The sequence below is a fragment of the Belnapia mucosa genome, assembly GCF_016775475.1.
GTDB lineage: Bacteria > Pseudomonadota > Alphaproteobacteria > Acetobacterales > Acetobacteraceae > Belnapia > Belnapia mucosa.
The window spans coordinates 72,005-87,030 of the sequence record NZ_JAEUXJ010000011.1; the positions used below are offsets into that span (position 1 = coordinate 72,005).

Genomic DNA, 15,026 nt, shown 5'->3' on the forward strand with positions numbered 1-15,026 from the left:
TCCCGCAATCGCTTGCGGTACATCAGCATGGCACAACCGAAGCGGGCATCGGCGAGGAAATTCGCATCGGGTGCGCCCGATTGACGGCCGGCCATGCCTGCCGCCACCCTTGGCGGAAAGGGAGGATCATGCATGCCGCAACTGGCCTATTGGGTCGATCGCCAGCCAGCAAAGCCGGCTGCCATCTTTCCCGATACCGGCGTGGTGGTCAGCTACGGCGCGTTGCAGGCGCGGGCGCGGCGGGCGGCGCATTGGCTCATCCACCGCGGCTTGCAGGCGGGCGACGGCATCGCGGTGCTGCTCGACAACCGGCCAGAATTCCTCGAACTCGCCGAGGCGGCGCGGCTGGCGGGACTCTACTTCACCCCGCTCTCGATCCATCTGCGGCCGCATGAGGTGGCCTATGTGCTGAACGACAGCGGCGCGAAGCTGCTGGTCGTCAGCCCGGAGCTGGAAGGGTTGGCCGCGGCGCTGGTGGCGGAAGGCGCGCTCGGCGACCGGCCGCGCTACGCGCTCGGCGCCGGCCTCGCCGGCTATGAGAGCTACGAGGCGGCGCTGGCGGCGGAGGATGCCGAGGCGCCCCTGCCGGAGCGGCCGCTGGGGCGGGAATTCCTCTACTCCTCCGGCACCACCGGCCTGCCCAAGGGCATCCGCCGGCCGATGCTGCCGCATGAGCAGCGCGACGCGCCAATGTGGGACATGACCTGGAAGACGCTCTACGGCTTCGACGAGAGCGTGACCTATCTTTCGCCGGCGCCGCTCTATCATGCCGCGCCCTTCGGCTATGTGGGCCGCACGCTGCTGGAGGGCGGCACCGCCGTCATCCTCCGCAAATTCGACGCAGCGCAATGCCTCGCCGTGATCGAAAGCCACCGCATCACCCATAGCCAGTGGGTGCCGACCATGTTCGTGCGGCTGCTGGCCCTGCCGGAGGAGGTGAAGCACCGGCACGACCTCTCCTCCCACCGCGTCGCCATCCATGCGGCGGCGCCCTGCCCGGTGCCGGTGAAGCGGGCGATGATCGAATGGTGGGGGCCGATCCTCTATGAATACTACGCCGGCTCCGAGGGCATCGGCACCACGGTGATCGACAGCGAGACCTGGCTGCACAAGCCGCGCTCCGTCGGCCGGCCGGTGAATGGCGTGACGATCCATATCACTGGCGAGGACGGGCAGGAGCTGCCGCCGGGCGAGACGGGCGTGATCTGCTTCGAGGGCGGGCCGCGCTTCGCCTATCACAACGCGCCCGACAAGACGGCGGCCTGCTACGACGAACGCGGCTGGGCGACGCTCGGCGATCTCGGCTGGCTGGACGAGGACGGGTTCCTCTTCCTCTCGGACCGGCGGGCGGACCTCATCCTCTCGGGCGGGGTCAACATATACCCGGCCGAGATCGAGGCGGTGCTGGCGCAGCATCCGGCGGTGGGCGAGGTCGCCGTCGTCGGCGTGCCGCATGCAGAGATGGGCGAGCAGGTGCATGCGGTGATCGTGCCGCGTGCCGAGGTCGCGCCGGCGGAACTCGATGCCTGGTGCCGCGACCGGCTCTCCGGCGTGAAGCGGCCGCGCAGCTATGAATTCGCCGAGGAGCTGCCGCGTTCGGAGGCGGGCAAGCTGCTGCGGCGGATCCTCAAGGAGCGCTACCTGCCAGCGGCAGGATAACCGGGGCCCCCACGGTGCCGCGCAGCGGCGCCTTGGGGAGGGAATCACCCCGCGCCGAGGCCGAGGCGCTTCACTCGCGCCTCCTCCATATCGATCGTCTCCGCCATGTTGCGGGCATAGTCGGCGCTGTTCAGGTATTGCAGCGGCTGGTCGAGCTTGGCCAGCACCGCCAGATGCGACGGGTCGTGCAGGGCGCGGCGGAAGCCCTCATGCAGGGCGGCGGTGATGTCGGGGTCGAGGCCGGCCGGCGCGACGAGGCCATAGGGCGAGGTGATGACCATCCCTTGATAGCCAAGCTCCAGCAGCGTCGGGACCTCGGGGAAGCCGGGGCGGCGGTCGGGCGTCCAGACATTCAGCAGGCGGAGCTTGCCTTCCTTGATCAGCTCGTAGAGGCCGGTGCCGGCCGCCGTCGCCTCGATATGGCCGCCGAGCAGGGCGGGCACCGCATCCGCCTCGCCGCGGAAGGGAACATGGACGACTTCCAGCTTCTCCCGCTCGGCGAGGTCGACCATGGCCAGATGCGGGGTGCCGTTGGCGCCGGTATTGCCCCAGCGATGCTTGCCCGGATTGCGTCGCGCATCGGCCACCACCTCCTGCCAGGTTTTCCAGGGGCTCTCGGCGCGCACGACGATGCCGAAGGTATAGCCCGTCAGGTGGATGATGGGCGTGAAGTCCCGCCGCGGATCATAGGCCATGCGCTGCATGAAGGGCAGGCGCAGCGCCGGCAGCGTCATCTGCGAGACCAGGTAGCCATCGGGCTTCGCCCGGGCGACAGCGGCGGGGCCGAGGGTGCTGCCAGCGCCGGGGCGGTTCTCGGTTACGACGGTTTGGCCGAAGGCGCGGCTCGCCGCCTCGGCCAGGGCGCGCATCTGCACATCGGTCGCGCCGCCGGCGGGAAAGGGGACGAGGAGGGTGATCGGGCGCTCGGGGAAGCGCGACTGGGCGCGGGCGGCGAGGGCGGGCAGGGCAAGGCTGGCGCCGAGCAGGGCGCGGCGGGTGGCATGCGGCATGGATCGTTCGTCCCGGATCGTCTTGTCATTGCGGCCCCGCCGCGCGGGCGGCAGGGCCGAGCGGAGCCTACAGCGTCCGGCCGATGATCTCGCGCATGATTTCGCTGCTGCCGCCATAGATCCGGCCGACCCGGGCATCGGCCCAGGCGCGGCCGATCTCGTATTCGGCCATATAGCCATAGCCGCCATGGATCTGCAGGAAATCGTCGAAGAGCCGGTTCTGCATCTCGGCGCCCAGCAGCTTCGCGGTCGCCGCCAGCTCGACCGTGAGCTCGCCGCGCAGATGCAGGGCGAGGCAGTGGTCGGCGAAGACGCGGAACATCGTCGCCTGGGCCTTGGCATCGGCCAGCTTGAAGCGGTTGTGCTGGAAATCGATCACCGGCTGGCCGAAGGCCTGGCGTTCCTTCGCATAGTCCACCGTCTTCTCCAGCATCACCTCCATGCCCATCGCGGCGCGGACGGCGATGACCAGGCGTTCCTGCGGGAGGTTGCGGATGAGGTAGCTGAAGCCCTTGTTCTCCTCGCCGAGCAGGTTGCCGACGGGGACGCGGACATCCTCGAAGAACAGCTCGGAGGTGTCCTGGGCATGCAGGCCAATCTTCTCGAGGTTGCGGCCCTTGGTGAAGCCCGGCGTGCCGGCGGGGACGCAGATCAGCGAGATGCCCTTGCGGCCGGCCGCCGGATCGGTCTTGGCGCAGACGATGACGAGGTCGGCGAGCTGGCCGTTGCTGATGAAGGTCTTGGAGCCGTTGATGACGTAGTGGTCGCCCTCACGCCGCGCCGTGGTGCGCATGGCCTTGAGGTCGCTGCCCATCCCCGGCTCGGTCATGGCGATGGCGCCGATGATCTCGCCGCGCGCCATCTTCGGCAGCCATTCGCGCTTCCGCTCCTCGCTGGCGAGGTCGGCGATGTAGGGGACGACGATGTCGGAATGCAGCGGGAAGCCGGGGCCGGTGCAGTTGGTTCGCGCGATCTCCTCGATGATGATGGCGCTGTAGCCGAAATCGGCACCGGCGCCGCCATACTCCTCGCTCAGCATGGGGCAGAGCAGGCCCGCCGCGCCGGCCTCGAGCCAGACGGAGCGGGGGACGATGCCGTCGCGCTCCCATTGCCGGTGATGCGGGACGATGTGCTTCTCGAAGAAGCGCCGCACCTGGTCGCGGAACATCTCATGGTCGGAGTTGTAGACGGTGCGGGGGCCGGCGAGGCTGCGGCCGGGCAGGGCGGGGTTGGTGTCCATGGCGTTTCTCCCCTGAGCGTGGTCGCCGGAGGCCGGAACGGCCGGAGGCGTGAATCACGCGACCAAACGGAACTCAGATGGCGTCGGCATTGCGGAGGGCGGCGATCTCGGCCGCGCTGAAGCCGCATTCCGCCAGCACCGCCTCGGTCGCGGGCTCGGCCGGCGGGCCGGCCTCGGCCGGGGTGCGGCTGAAGCGCGGGGCGGGGCCGGGCTGCACCACCCCGTCGCGGTTGAGGAAGGTGCCACGGGCGCGGTTGTGCGGATGCGCCGGCGCCTCATCCATGTCGAGCACCGGGGCGATGCAGGCATCCGTCCCCTCGAATAGGGCGGCCCAGTCGTCGCGGGTGCGGCTGCGGAAGATGGCGATGAGCTCACCCTTCAGCGCCGGCCAGGCCTCGGGCGACATCCGGTCCGGGAAGCGGGTGGCATCGAGCCCAAGCTTCTCGCACATCACGGCGAAGAATTGCGGCTCGATCGGCCCGACCGCGATGCTGCGGCCATCGGCGCATTCATAGGTGTCATACCAGGGGGCGGCGCCGTCGAGCCTGTTGGTGCCGCGCTCATTCGACCAGAGGCCGCGCGCCTTCGCCGCATAGATCGGCGCCATCAGCAGCGCCGCGCCATCGACCATGGCGGCATCGACGACCTGACCGCGGCCGCTGGACTTCGCCTCCAGCAGCGCGGCGAGCAGGCCGAGGGCGAGGAGCATGCCGCCACCGCCATAATCGCCGACGAGGTTCAGCGGCGGGACGGGGCGTTCCCCGGCGCGGCCGATGGAATGCAGCGCGCCGGTGAGGGCGATGTAGTCGATGTCATGCCCCGCCGTCTGGGCCAGCGGCCCCTCCTGCCCCCAGCCGGTCATGCGGCCGTAGACGAGACGCGGGTTGCGGGCGAGGCAGGCATCGGGCCCCAGGCCGAGGCGTTCCATGACGCCAGGGCGGAAGCCCTCGATCAGCGCATCCGCGGTCGAGACCAGGCGGAGCGCCGCCTCGATCGCAACTGGCGATTTCAGATCGAGGCCGATGCTGCGGCGGCCGCGGAGGACGAAATCCTCGGCTGCAGGGGGTGCGGCGCCCTTGCGTTCGAGGCGGATCACCTCGGCGCCGAGATCGGCCAGCACCATGCCGCAGAAGGGGCCGGGGCCGATGCCGGCGAATTCCAGGACGCGCAGACCCTTCAACGGACCCATCGGGCTTCCTCCACTCTCGGCGGAAGCCTAGCAGGCTAATCGATTTGCGGAAGCGGAAAGCGAAAAGGGCCGGCATTGCTGCCGGCCCCCCACATTCTCAGGCTCCGGCCCGGGGCTTAGCGGCCGCCGCCGCCACCGCCGCTGGAACCACCACCGCTGTTGCCGCCGCCGCCATGGCTGTGCTGGCCACCGACGCGGCCGGCCTCGGCCGCCTTCCCGCGGTCATTGGCGAAGTTGCCGGGGTTGTTTTCCTTGCCCTGGTGCTGCCCGCCGATGCGGCCGGCCTCGGCTGCCTTCCCGCGGTCGTTGGCAAAATTGGCCGGATTGTTTTCCTTGCCCTGGTGCTGCCCGCCGATGCGGCCGGCCTCAGCGGCCTTCTCGCGGTCATTGGCGAAGTTGCCCGGGTTGTTCTCGGCGCCCTGATGGGTGCCGCCGGTATGGCCGGCGCGCGAAGCCTTCTCGCGGTCGTTGGCGAAGTTACCGGGATTGCTGTTGCCGCTATTGGCCATGGTCTCGTTCCCTGTTTCGTTCGCTGCGTGGCCGCCTTGGTTGCGACCTGCGAGGGGAGAACGTCCACAGGCCCTGAGGTTTGCCGGGAAAGTTGCACAAAAGTGGGAAAAAACACCGAAAAATCAATATTATAAACTATCCGAAGCCGGCATAAGCAGTGGCAGCGCAAGCTGTGGCTCGGCCAGTTGCGAGACCGTGGCCGCAACGGACTCAATGCGGGTTGTGCACCAGTTTTGCTGGCGCGACGATTGGTTCAACGCGGTGCCGTACGGCGGGAGAGGGCGGCGCTGCCGGCGAGCGTCAATGCCAGCGTGACCAGCAGCAGGATGAAAGCGAGCGCCGCGCCGAAAGGCCAGTTGGTCCCGCGCACGAATTGGTCGAAAACGGCCGGCGCCATCATCTTGAACTGCGGTCCGCCGAGCAGCACCGGCGTCGCATAGGCATTCATGCAGAGGATAAAGACGAGCACGCAGCCGGCGGCGATGCCGGGCAGCGCCATCGGCAGCACCACCCGGCGGAAAGCGGCGGCCGGGCTGGCGCCGAGATTGGCCGCCGCTTCCTCGAGGTTGCGCGGGATCGCCTCGATCACCGTCGCGAGCGTCAGGATCATGTAGGGTGCCACCACGGCGACAATGCCGGCGACGACCGCGCCCGGGGTGTAGAGCAGGCCGAGCGGCTCACGGATCAGGCCGAGGCCGCGCAGCGCCGCATTGATGGCGCCGTCGCGGCCGAGCAGCGCCATCCAGCCCGCCGCCCGCACCACATTGCCGACCAGCAGCGGAAACAGGGTGAGGATGACGGCGAGGCTCCGCCGCCGCCCCTCCAGCCGCGCCAGCCACCAGGCGGCCGGAAAGGCGATCAGCAGCGCCAGCAGCGTGCAGAGCAGGGCGATGCCGAGCGTCGTCCCCAGCACCTCCCGGTAATAGGGGTCGGCGATGGCGCGCAGGTAGTTCTCGCCGGTCAGCGCCTCCTGCACCAGCTCGGTCGGGCTGTAGCGGTCGAGGCTGATGCGGAAAAGGATCGCCATGGGCGCGACCAGCAGGCCGAGCACCAGCAGCGTCGCGGGGAGGACCAGCGCGGCCATCGCAGGGGCGTCCTAGCGCTTGAACTCCTTGTTCCAGAAATCGATCAGCGCCGACTGGTTCTTGGCGATGTACTCGTAGTCGGGCGTGCGCAGCTTCGCCTGCTGCTCCGGCGTCAGGCTGATCTGCCTGGCGAGCTCGGGTGGGAGCTGGGCGTCGGTGACGGTCGGTGCATAGCCCATGCGGTCGGCGAAGGCGGTCTGCGCGCGGGCATCCAGCGCGGCGTTCAGATAGGCAAGCGCACCGTCGCGGTTGCGGGCATTCTTCGGTACCGCCATCTCGAAGCAGATGCTGGTCGCGCCCTCGCTCGGCACCGCAGCCTCGACGGGGATGCCGGACTTCTTCCACATGAAGCCGCGGGCCAGCCACATGATGGTCAGCCAGATCTCCTCCGACTTCAGCGCCGCCGCCAGCGCCTCGTTCGAGGGATAGACCTTGGCATCGAGGCTGCGCAGCTCCATCAGCTTCTTCTTGCCCGGCTCGTAGTTGTGCTCGTCGCCGCCGGCGGCGATCGAGGCGGCTTCCATGTTCTGCAGATGCAGGATGTCCACCAGCCCGACCCGGCCGCGGTATTTGGGGTCCCAGAGATCGGCATAGCCCTGCGGCGGCGCGGTGACCTTGGCCGGGTTGTACAGGATCACCTTGGCCGAGTAGATATGCGGCACCGAATAGGGCCGCTTCAGCGAGGGGATGGCCTTGCCGAGGTTCGGCACCCGCGCGGGATCGATCGGCTCGAACACGCCCTGCTGCGCCAGGGTGAACATGTCGACATCCGAGAGGCAGCAGACATCCATGCTGCCGCGGCGCGACTGGCGTTCGGCGATCAGCTTGGTCTTGCGCGGGTCCTGCGGGCCGACATCCTGCACCACCTCGACCCCGCGCGGGGCGAGCAGCGGCTTGTCGATATTCGCCGAGAGCAGGTCGCCATAATCGCCGCCCCAGGTGCCGACCACGACCTGCGCCGATTGCGCGCGGGCGATGCGAAGGGCTGGAAGAGCGAGGCCGGCGCCGAGGGCGGTGCGGCGGGTCAGCATGGTTGCGTCTCCTTCAGGCGGGATCGTCGGGCAGCAACAGGGCGTCCTCGGCTTCCCAGTGCAGGCCGGCCGCATCGCCGGTGCGGAGGCGGTGCAGCGGCTCGGCGGGGCCGGGCGTGTCGCGGATGGCCAGCAGCGGCACCGGGCCGCTGCCCGGCGTGCCGAGGTCGAAGTGGTATTCGGTGCGCGGGCCGAGATAGGCGGTCTGCACCAGACGGGCGGGGATGCCGGACTCGGCGCCGGGCCGGATGCCGATGCGCTCCGGCCGGATGGTCAGCACCGGGCGGGCGGGCGGCGTTGCGGCCGGGCAGGGCAGGGTGGCGGCGGGCCCGGTCGGGCCTTCGGCGAGGAACCGGCCCGGCCCCTCAAGCCGGCCGCGCAGGACGTTGATCCGGCCGATGAAGCCGGCGACGAAGAGATCGGCCGGGCGGGCATAGATCGCCTCCGCCGTGCCGACCTGTCGCACCCGGCCGCGCTCCATCACCACCAGCCGGTCGGCCATGGTCAGTGCCTCCTCCTGGTCATGGGTGACGAAGAGGGTGGTGAGGCCGAGCCGCTGCTGCAGCCCGCGAATCTCGGCCCGCACCTCGGCGCGCAGCTTGGCATCGAGGTTCGAGAGCGGCTCATCCAGCAGGAAGACCGCCGGGTTCACCACCAGCGCGCGGGCCAGCGCCACCCGCTGCTGCTGCCCGCCCGAGAGCTGGCGCGGCAGCCGGTCCTCCAACCCCTCCAGCCGGACCAGGCGCAGCGCCTCCCGCACGCGGGTCTCGCGCTCGGCCTTGCCGATGCCCCGCATCTCGAGCCCGAAGGCGACATTGCGGCCGACCGACATATGCGGGAACAGCGCGTAGGACTGGAACACCATCCCCGTGTCGCGCGCATGCGGCGGCAGGCGCGTCACATCCCGCCCGCCGATCCGCACCGTGCCGCTGCTGGGCGGGACGAAGCCGGCGACCATGCGCAGCGTCGTCGTCTTGCCGCAGCCGGAGGGGCCGAGCAGCGCCACCAGCTCGCCCTCCGCGACCTCGAGATCGACGCGTTCCACCGCAACCGTGCCGCCATAGCGGCGGGAGAGGGAGTCGAGGCCGAGCGTGCCCATTCAGACCACCCGGCTCAGCGAGACGAAGCGGTCGGTGACGAGCATCAGCGCGCCCACCAGCAGGATCTGCACCGTAGCGACGGCCGCGAGGGTCGGGTCGATGCGGAATTCCAGATAGTTGAGCATGGCGACCGGCAGGGTGGTGCGGCCGGGACCGACCAGCAGCAGGGTGAGCTCCAGATTTTCGAAGCTCTGGATGAAGCTGAACAGGCTGGCGGCGACCACGCCCGGGCGCAGCATCGGCAGGGTGACGCGGCGGAAGACGGTGAAAGGCCGGGCGCCGAGATTGGCCGCCGCTTCCTCCGGCGCGCGGTCGAGCCCGGCGAGCGAGGCGAGGACCATGCGCACCGTCCAGGGGATGGTCAGCAGCACATGCGCTGCGACCAGGCCGGGCAGCGTGCCCTTGATGTCGTCATCCACCCAGAATTCGGCGCGGACATAGAAGATATACAGCGCCGTCCCGGCGACCAGCCCAGGCACGGCGAGCGGGCCGAGCAGCAGCGTGTTCAGCGCCCCGCCCAGTGCCTGCCAGCGGCCGCGGAAGCTGCGATCGAGCGCCAGCGCCGCCGCGGTGCCGAGCGGCACGCCGATCGCCGCCGCGATGAGGGCGAGCTGGAGGGAGGTGGCGAAGCCGCGGGCGAATTCCCGCCTGTCCCAGGCATTGCCATACCAGGCGAGGGTGAACCCGTCGGGCGGGAAGGAGACGATCTCCTGCGCAAAGAGGCTGATCAGCATGACGGCGAGCACCGGTGCGAGGATCAGCGCATAGGCGCCCCCCACCGCCAGGCCAAAAGCCAGCCTCTGCAGCCGCCACCCTGCCATTGCACCCCCGAACCCGTCTCCCGCCGGCAGGGTGGTGGGGGAAACCGCCCCGGTCAAGGATTGCAGGGCCATGCAGGGTTTGACGGAGGGTGGCGCCGCCTGTATGAACCGCGCCTGCATACGTCGTGAGCCGTGCTGCACCTGCGGAGGGGTGGCCGAGTGGCTGAAGGCGACGGTTTGCTAAACCGTTATAGGGGGTCAACCTCTATCGTGGGTTCGAATCCCATCCCCTCCGCCACTTGGCTTCCGTTCCGTCCCGCCGGCATCACCACTCAGGCTGGCGATCAGCCTGCACCGGTCCCGGAGTCGGCGGAGGCAGAGTTGCCCTTGCGCTGCGCGGCGCATTCCTTGGCATCCAGGGTCCAGCTCACATAGGTGCCGGCCGAGTCGACATACTGATGGGCTACCCGCGGATCGGCATCGGCATCGGTAGTCTCGAATTGGCCGAGCAACTCGCAGGCCGTGCTGAATTTCGCCTGCTTCTGCCGCTGCGCGTAGCTCCGATGATTGCCCTCGATCGGCGAGGCGAGGGCATAGCGATAGACGATCGTATTGCCTTCGACATAGGTCCGCAGGAGCATGGTCGTGCCATCGATCGGTTTCGGTGCCTCGGCATTGATCCCATCCGAGATGGTCTTGAGCTGCGCTGCCAGGGGCAGGCCGAAGGTTGCTGTGAAGGCGCGGTATCCGCTTTGCCCGAACAGGGCGGCCATCCCGAGCGTCAGGATCGGCGCCCCGATGCAGAGAAGACGCTTGGCCGAATGCTTCATGACACGTCCCTCGATTCCGAACGGGTTATCCCAGTATTCCGGCTTGAACCTGCCGATGGCGTGCTCACCGCCGAAGGAAAGCTCGCAGCGGTGGCGCATCCGTTCTGCCAACTGTTAAGCGGCGGAGGTTCTTCCTCTCGCGAAACCCGCCAGAACCGCTATGCCGAACGCCGGAGCAACTTTGACGGCCACGCCGATGCCGGCATGGGTGGCGATGCCACATAGGAAAGCGACGAGAAGAATGTCGTCCAACACGGTCTACGCCTTTCTGCAATAATTGCTAATTGGATAAGTCTTCAGTTTGGTGCGAGGTCCATTCGGTTCCTGATATATTATATCTATATGAAAATAAAAATCATCTACTCTAGTCCTCGGTTTGTCGGGACTCAGTATGTCGGTTGCCAATGGATGGGCCCCATTGCTGGAGCCTTCATGATGGGAGCGATCGAGACCAGCGACGGGATTGGCACTGAGTGGCCGTCAAGCCGGTGGGATGCGAACCTCTCGCTATTGGAGCAAACATCAGCCCAAGCCGGGCCGACGCAGGACGCCATCGATCTCCGGGCTTCAGCCGTTTGGTGGTCGGGCCGGAGTGGCCAGGGGGCGCTGAAGGTCGACACGCCACAGGTGTGACAGGAGCCGACCCTTGCCTCGTTATTCAGTCGATCAGCAACAGCAGCGCAACACCATAGGCGCACGCCAAGAGCATTACGGCGATCCATACAGCCCAGAGGCGGGGAGGTCGCTGGTCCACCCCGCGAGGATGGCACCAGACAATCTCGTTGCAATAGCCACATTACTACGTGTGAATATTATTTCAGCGGTCTGCTGCTCAATTTGTAATCCTTCTGGCCCCTTGGGCTGGATGAATGGCAGAAAGGATGAGTGATCGGGTACGGAACCGATCACCAGTGGTAGAAAAAGCGACAAGATATGTCGCATTTTGTTAAAGACCGACGGTTGGGCGCAGAGTTTGCACAAGCCTCAGTTGGCGTCGCGGCGTGGCTCGAACAGCCGTTCCTCGGCGCGACGGACCACGTGGTAGCATTCGCAACTCGCGGCCTCGAGCCCGGGCCGGTCGGTGATGGTAACGCGGCCGCTAGCATAGCGAATCAAGCCCGATTTCTGCAGCGCGCTGGCGGCAACCGTCACGCCCGCCCTCCGCACCCCGAGCATCATCGCCAGGAATTCGTGCGTGACGGGGACGATGTCGTCCTCGCTGCGGTCATGGGCCATCAGCAGCCAGCGCGCCAGGCGATGGTTCAGCAGATGACGCCCGTTGCAGGCCGCGGTCCGCGCCACCTGGCCGTGGTGCACCAAAGAATAGCGCCGCAGCAGCCGGGCAAAGCCGGGCAGCTCGTCGAGCGCTTCCCGGAATGCCGGGGCAGCCATCCGGAAGGCGGTGCCGGGGGACTGGACCATGCCTTCCAGGTCGTCGAGCTCGTCATCCAGCAGCAGCGGCAGGCCGATCATGCCCTCCAGCCCGATGATGCCCACCTCGGCGCTGTCGCCATTCTCGAGCGTCGCCACCATGGAGCACCAGCCGGACTCGATGAAATGAACCGCCTGCATGGGCTTGGCCGGCGCCTGCACCACGGCCCGCAGGTTCAGATCGACCGGCTCCAGCCGCGGCCAGAGCTGTTCCAACTCCTCGGGCGGTAGCGCGTTCAGCAGCCGGTTCCGGGGTCGAGACGGTGAGGGGAGGGAATGCAAGAGTCGCTCCTCACAGAGTTGGCGGGAGCACCGGCTTCATTCTGTCCAGCGCAGCCGGAACGGCACAGGTGTATTCGATATCAACCCTCGCTGCGCAAAGGTCTGTACCGCAATGGCCGGACGGGGCACGGCGGGCACACATTGCCGTGCCTGGCGGCAGCGCCTGCGCCCTAGCTGAGGTACATCAGCGGACAGGCGAGCGGCGTGGGATAGGTCTAGGAATCAGGGACAATAACCAAGGGAGGCTGCATCTCATGCCTGCCATTTCGAATTCGGTTGCCACGCGGCGCGCCTTGGCGGCCTCGAGGCTGGCCCAGCACTGCCTGCATCACGGCCTGCCCCTGGCGGCGTTGGCCAGCGCCCGCGCCGCCGCGCGCTCGGCGCTGCTGGCCTTAGGCTCGGCGCCGTCGCGGCCCAAGGATCCGGATGTCCTGGCGATGGTGGACATGGCGCCCTGGCGCCCGATCCAGATCGATCCGGCCCAGCAGGAGCCGCGAATCCGCGGCGTGTTGGATGCGGTGGAGCGGCTGCTGGGGGCGGAGCGCCAGCGCTTGACCTGACCCGACCCCGGCTAGTCCCGCGGCCCCAGCACCGCCATCACCCCGCTGGCCCGGGCCACGCGGCGCCCATCCGCGAGCAGGGCGCCTTCGGTGAAGCAGAGATTGCGGCCGAGGCGGGTGACCTCGGCCCGGATCTCCAGCCAGCAGCCCTCCCGCGCCGGGGCGAGGTAGTCGAGGGCGAGGTTCACCGTCGTCAGCTGGTGGCGCGGCCAGCCGGCCCGCTCGCGCATCACCGCGGCCGCATGGATCAGCCCGAGATCGGCCAGCGTGGCGAGGAAGCCGCCATGCGCGGCACCGACTGAATTGCAGTGCCGGGGCTGCAGCCGCAGGCCGAGGCTGACCTCGGCCTCGCCGCGCTTCGACCAGAATGGGCCGAGCTCCTGCGCATAGGCGCCGCCATGGGTGGCGAGGACGAAGCCCTCGGGCACGTCATCCGGAATGCTCGGATGCGTCAAAGCCATGCCCTCTCCTTCGCCGCCGGTGCGGTGCAGCATGGCAAGCCGCCCCCGGCCGGGCAAGCCGGGGGCAGTCCGGTTCAGTCGCGGGCGAAGGTCACCGAATGGCTGTATTCGAAGCGCGGCACCGGCTGCAGCGCACGGCGCTCCGCCCCGGCCGGGTCCTTGGCGAGCCGCGCCTCATTGCCGAGGCGCATGGTCGGGCGGCTCTCCGCCTCATAGGCGGGCCATTCCGGCAGGTCAGGCCCCTGCGGCCGGCCAGTGCGGGCGAAGCCGGCCCAGAGCGCCATCATTCGCCGCCGCACCGCCGGCAATTCGGGCCCCTGGCCGGTGAATTCGGCCGCCGTGCCGAGATTGCCGAAGACGAAGGGCAGTTCCGCCGTATGCGGGGTGCGCAGCCGCCCGCCCATGGCCGGGCTGCGCCAGTCGAAGAGGTAGAGCCAGGCCGGCGCCCCGCCCGATTTCGCCTTCAACTCGGCGGCCTGGATCATGCCCATGCGGTAATTCTGGTCCGACCCGATCGCCACCAGCAGGTCGCTCGGCGAGGCCTGGGGCAGCGCGGCCCGATACTCCGCCAGGATCCGGTCGGTAGTCGCGGCATCGATGCGGAGGAAGCGCTGCACCCGCCGGCGCAGCTGCTCCTCGCCGAGGGCAAAATTCGCCTCGTTCGGGGCGAGGTAGAAGGTGATCTCGGTCTCGGCCGAGCCGATCAGCAGCGGCACCTCCCGGGCCGGCGCCGGCGCGGCGGTGTCGAAGGGATGCGCCTGGAACACCACGCCATCCAGCACCGGGCGGAAGTTGTTGGCGCCCCCATTGGCTGCGACCACCTTGGCCATGGCCGCCAGCAGCCGGTCGGTGGGGATCTCCCGCAGCCGCGCCGCGTCGCCGGGACGCAGCTCGAATTCCGTGAGCAGCCCATGCGCGGCGCGGGCGGCATCCTCGGGCGAGGCCAGGCGCAGCGCGCCGGAGCCGCTCTGCATGATGGCGCGGTGGAACAACCCCTTCGCCTCCGGGGCCGCCATCATGGCACTGACCTTCGCCGCGCCGCCGGACTGGCCGAAGATGGTGACGCAGCCGGGATCGCCGCCGAAGGCCTCGGCATTGTCGCGCACCCAGCGCAGCGCCGCGATCATGTCCCGCACGCCGTTATTGCCGGCGCCTTGCGGCAGCCCCGAATCCTGGAGGAAGCCGAACAGGTTCAGGCGATGGTTGACGGCAACGACGACGACATCCTGTTCCCGCGCCAGGGCGCTGCCATCGAGCACGGGGACCGTGCCGGCGCCGGTGCTCCAGGCGCCGCCATGCAGCCAGACCAGGATCGGCCGCCGCTTCCCGTCCCGCAGCCCGGGCGTATAGATGCAGAGCGTCAGGCAATCCTCGCTCTGCGGCGTGGCGAGGTCGGTATAGGCGAAGACCGGCAGGTTGCTGCCGCGGAGCTGGGGCGCCGCGGGGCCGTGCCTAATCGCATCACGCTCGCCGGCCCAGGGCGCGGCCGGCTGCGGCGGCGTGAAGCGGGCGGCGCCGAGCGGGCTGGCAGCATAGGGGATGCCCTTGAAGCTCATCACGCCATCAGTGGAGCTGCCGCGCAGCTTGCCCTGGGCGGTTTCGGCCAGCGGCTCGGTCGCCGCCAGGGCGCGACCGCCGAGGCCGGGGAGGGGCAGGGCGGCGAGGGCGGCGGCGGAGAGAAGGGGGCGACGCGGCATCGCGGCTCGGCTTTCGGTCATGGACGGGCTTCCTCGGTCTTTGGCCGGGAGCATGACGCAGCGGGATGGGCGGGAGAAGGCCGGGCTCAGCCTCGTTGCAGCAGCGGCCGCAGCCCGCGCAGAGCCGCCAGCGCCTCGATCTCCAGCGTCGCGGCGGATGAGGCGCCTGGCCTGCCGCTG

14 protein-coding genes and 1 tRNA gene are annotated in these 15,026 nt (G+C 68.9%); 3 read left to right on the forward strand and 12 right to left on the reverse strand.

From position 1 onward, the window contains the following. The first annotated feature begins 132 nt into the window (after positions 1-132). Positions 133-1,659, forward strand: coding sequence for an AMP-binding protein (locus JMJ55_RS21685; RefSeq protein WP_202827694.1), 1,527 nt, complete (start codon positions 133-135; stop codon positions 1,657-1,659). 44 nt (positions 1,660-1,703) lie between these two features. Here JMJ55_RS21685 and JMJ55_RS21690 read toward each other — a convergent pair whose 3' ends face one another. The 8 genes from JMJ55_RS21690 to JMJ55_RS21725 form a co-directional block, all read right to left on the reverse strand. Then, positions 1,704-2,669, reverse strand: coding sequence for a tripartite tricarboxylate transporter substrate binding protein (locus JMJ55_RS21690; protein ID WP_202827695.1), 966 nt, complete (start codon positions 2,667-2,669; stop codon positions 1,704-1,706). A gap of 67 nt (positions 2,670-2,736) precedes the next feature. Next, positions 2,737-3,909, reverse strand: a complete 1,173-nt coding sequence (locus JMJ55_RS21695) for an acyl-CoA dehydrogenase family protein (RefSeq protein ID WP_202827696.1) — start codon at positions 3,907-3,909, stop codon at positions 2,737-2,739. 73 nt (positions 3,910-3,982) lie between these two features. Continuing rightward, complete coding sequence (locus JMJ55_RS21700; protein ID WP_202827697.1) at positions 3,983-5,098, reverse strand: CaiB/BaiF CoA transferase family protein; 1,116 nt, start codon at positions 5,096-5,098, stop codon at positions 3,983-3,985. A gap of 116 nt (positions 5,099-5,214) precedes the next feature. Further along, positions 5,215-5,607, reverse strand: coding sequence for a con-10 family general stress protein (locus JMJ55_RS32075; RefSeq protein ID WP_202827698.1), 393 nt, complete (start codon positions 5,605-5,607; stop codon positions 5,215-5,217). A gap of 254 nt (positions 5,608-5,861) precedes the next feature. Then, positions 5,862-6,692, reverse strand: a complete 831-nt coding sequence (locus tag JMJ55_RS21710; protein WP_202827699.1) for an ABC transporter permease — start codon at positions 6,690-6,692, stop codon at positions 5,862-5,864. Positions 6,693-6,704: 12 nt separating this feature from the next. Continuing rightward, a complete protein-coding gene (locus JMJ55_RS21715; RefSeq protein ID WP_202827700.1) occupies positions 6,705-7,724 on the reverse strand; it encodes an ABC transporter substrate-binding protein in 1,020 nt (339 codons plus the stop codon). A gap of 13 nt (positions 7,725-7,737) precedes the next feature. Then, the gene (locus tag JMJ55_RS21720; RefSeq protein WP_202827701.1) at positions 7,738-8,823 is read right to left on the reverse strand and encodes an ABC transporter ATP-binding protein; all 1,086 of its coding nucleotides are present in this window, start codon (positions 8,821-8,823) and stop codon (positions 7,738-7,740) included. Then, on the reverse strand, positions 8,824-9,717 hold the full coding sequence (locus JMJ55_RS21725) for an ABC transporter permease (protein ID WP_236033914.1): 894 nt from the start codon (positions 9,715-9,717) through the stop codon (positions 8,824-8,826). A 73-nt stretch (positions 9,718-9,790) separates the two neighbouring features. Between JMJ55_RS21725 and JMJ55_RS21730 the strand changes: the two genes are divergently transcribed. Further along, positions 9,791-9,883, forward strand: a tRNA-Ser gene (locus tag JMJ55_RS21730). A 46-nt stretch (positions 9,884-9,929) separates the two neighbouring features. Here JMJ55_RS21730 and JMJ55_RS21735 read toward each other — a convergent pair. Further along, a complete protein-coding gene (locus JMJ55_RS21735) occupies positions 9,930-10,514 on the reverse strand; it encodes a hypothetical protein (protein WP_202827702.1) in 585 nt (194 codons plus the stop codon). A gap of 885 nt (positions 10,515-11,399) precedes the next feature. Beyond that, the gene (locus tag JMJ55_RS21740) at positions 11,400-12,128 is read right to left on the reverse strand and encodes a Crp/Fnr family transcriptional regulator (protein ID WP_202827703.1); all 729 of its coding nucleotides are present in this window, start codon (positions 12,126-12,128) and stop codon (positions 11,400-11,402) included. Positions 12,129-12,382: 254 nt separating this feature from the next. Here JMJ55_RS21740 and JMJ55_RS21745 point away from each other — a divergent pair, with 254 nt between their 5' ends. Then, the gene (locus JMJ55_RS21745; RefSeq protein ID WP_202827704.1) at positions 12,383-12,688 is read left to right on the forward strand and encodes a hypothetical protein; all 306 of its coding nucleotides are present in this window, start codon (positions 12,383-12,385) and stop codon (positions 12,686-12,688) included. An 11-nt stretch (positions 12,689-12,699) separates the two neighbouring features. Here JMJ55_RS21745 and JMJ55_RS21750 read toward each other — a convergent pair whose 3' ends face one another. After that, positions 12,700-13,149, reverse strand: coding sequence for a PaaI family thioesterase (locus tag JMJ55_RS21750; RefSeq protein ID WP_202827705.1), 450 nt, complete (start codon positions 13,147-13,149; stop codon positions 12,700-12,702). Positions 13,150-13,223: 74 nt separating this feature from the next. Beyond that, complete coding sequence (locus JMJ55_RS21755; protein ID WP_202827706.1) at positions 13,224-14,867, reverse strand: carboxylesterase/lipase family protein; 1,644 nt, start codon at positions 14,865-14,867, stop codon at positions 13,224-13,226. Positions 14,868-15,026 lie beyond the last annotated feature (159 nt).